The organism is Agathobacter ruminis, assembly GCF_002735305.1.
GTDB lineage: Bacteria > Bacillota > Clostridia > Lachnospirales > Lachnospiraceae > Roseburia > Roseburia ruminis.
Map to the genome: position 1 here is coordinate 1 of NZ_PDYG01000085.1, position 1,972 is coordinate 1,972.

2 protein-coding genes are annotated in these 1,972 nt (G+C 35.0%); both read right to left on the minus strand.

What is annotated here, in order from left to right; translation table 11 throughout:
• The coding region (locus CSX02_RS09935; RefSeq protein ID WP_189281495.1) for a BspA family leucine-rich repeat surface protein at positions 1-1,236 on the minus strand (1,236 nt) is incomplete at its 3' end.
• Positions 1,226-1,972: hypothetical protein (locus CSX02_RS09940; protein ID WP_207653777.1), on the minus strand; the 747-nt coding region annotated here is incomplete at its 5' end. The genes CSX02_RS09940 and CSX02_RS09935, both read right to left, overlap by 11 nt.

Genomic DNA, 1,972 nt, shown 5'->3' on the forward strand with positions numbered 1-1,972 from the left:
GCAACCATTAAACATATGGGCCATATCAGTCACATTTGTGGTGTCAAAACTACTCAAATCCAATTTAGTTAGATTACTACAATCACAAAACAGGGCCGACATATCAGTCACATTTGTGGTATCAAATCTACTCAAATCTAATTCTGAAAGAATATTACAATCCAAAAACATTCCATGCATGTTGGTCACCTTTGAAGTATCAAAATCTTTTAAATCTATTTCTATAAGATTACTACAACCAAAAAACATGCCACTCATATCAGTCACGTTTGAAGTATCAAAGCCGCTCAAATCCACTTCTGTAAGATTACTGCAATATTCAAACATACCACACATATCGATTACATTTGTAGTATCAAAACCACTTACATCTAATTCTTTGAGATTACCGCATCCCTCAAACATACGTCTCATGCTAGTCACTTTAGAAGTATTAAAATTACTCACATCTAATTTTTTGATTTTTGTACAGCCCATGAACATGTTTGTCATATCCGTCACGTTTGAAGTGTCAAAGTCTCTGAAATCCAATTCTATTAGGTTTCCGCAGCCATAAAACATTTCGCTCATATTATTAACATTTTTTGTATCAACATTGTCCAGACTTATCTTTTTTAATCCAGAACACCCCTCAAACATTTCACACATTACGCATAAATGTGAAAAATCTAGATCAGATAAATCTATTTCCGTAAGATTTTCGCAGCGATAAAAGCAACTATTAACGTTAAGAACATTTGAAGTATTTAGTTTTTTTAACTCTAACTGCTTCAGCTTTGTACATTCTGAAAACATACTATTCATTGTATCCATTTCAGAACAATCACAGTCACCAAAGCTTATTCTTTCAACATCTCCATGAAAAGAAATTGCTGAGCAGCCTCCATTGCTACGCAATATTACCCCATCACCAATCTTAACATTTTTAGGGCATTTTTCATTTTCAAATTCCACACCACGTAACACTGTCTTATACTCGATTCCTTCAATGGTAGCAGTTCCCGGAATGACTAGTGTCACATCACTCGCATTCTCACACTTATAACCCAAAAGGACTATTTCATCCCCTTCAAGTGTATAATTGAAATCCTTATACCAATCTGATGGTGCTTCCGGCCAGACGAATGTGTCTTCAGTTTCTTCTGCATACACATAGAAGGCATCCATCTGAATACCTGTAAAGATTAATGCCATACAGATAATGGTGCAGAATAATTTTTTCATTTTATTTTTCATGGTCATCACCCTTCTTATAAAAATGATAGAATCGATTTCCATCAGATTGTTTGCATGTTATTGATTTGACAGTATGTCCGTATGCCCATAATCCCTTATCGACAAATCTTCCATCTTTGCCTTTCCATCTGTCCCCGAATAAACTCGTCAATGCATCTCTGTATTCTAAATAATAACTCCATGCACCATCAAACCCACGGTCAGTCATTATTCGTAGCGGAACTTCTTCATCACCAGTCATCATTGAATACAGTCCTACATCGGCAAATTTGTCATAAATAGGATATTCTCCGTGCGACAAAAAGAAGATAATTGTAATTGCATATACATTTCCGATTCCTTTTACCTTTACCAGTTTCTTAAATAAATTCTTGTAATCTTCATCTTTGTAATTAGCTTTATAATCGTAAACTATCGATTCCAATTTCTGGAACGATATATTTTTCTTATCTTTATATGCAATGCCCTTTTCCTTCGTCGTGCAGAAATGGTCTATCTGATTAGTTTTCCATGCCATAATATCTTTCAGATATCCATTCAGATTCTTAATCTTGTCTCCATCGATTGGTACCCCTTCCAAATATTTTTCAATTATTGATTCCACTACAGGATTCGTAACATTCCTGTAAATTTCAGCATACGACTTACACTTCTCCAAAGCATTCTGTTTCTTAGCATCTTGTCCCATAAAAACGTCTCCTCGCCTATTTTTTCTAGTACCATAGTACCCCCCCCC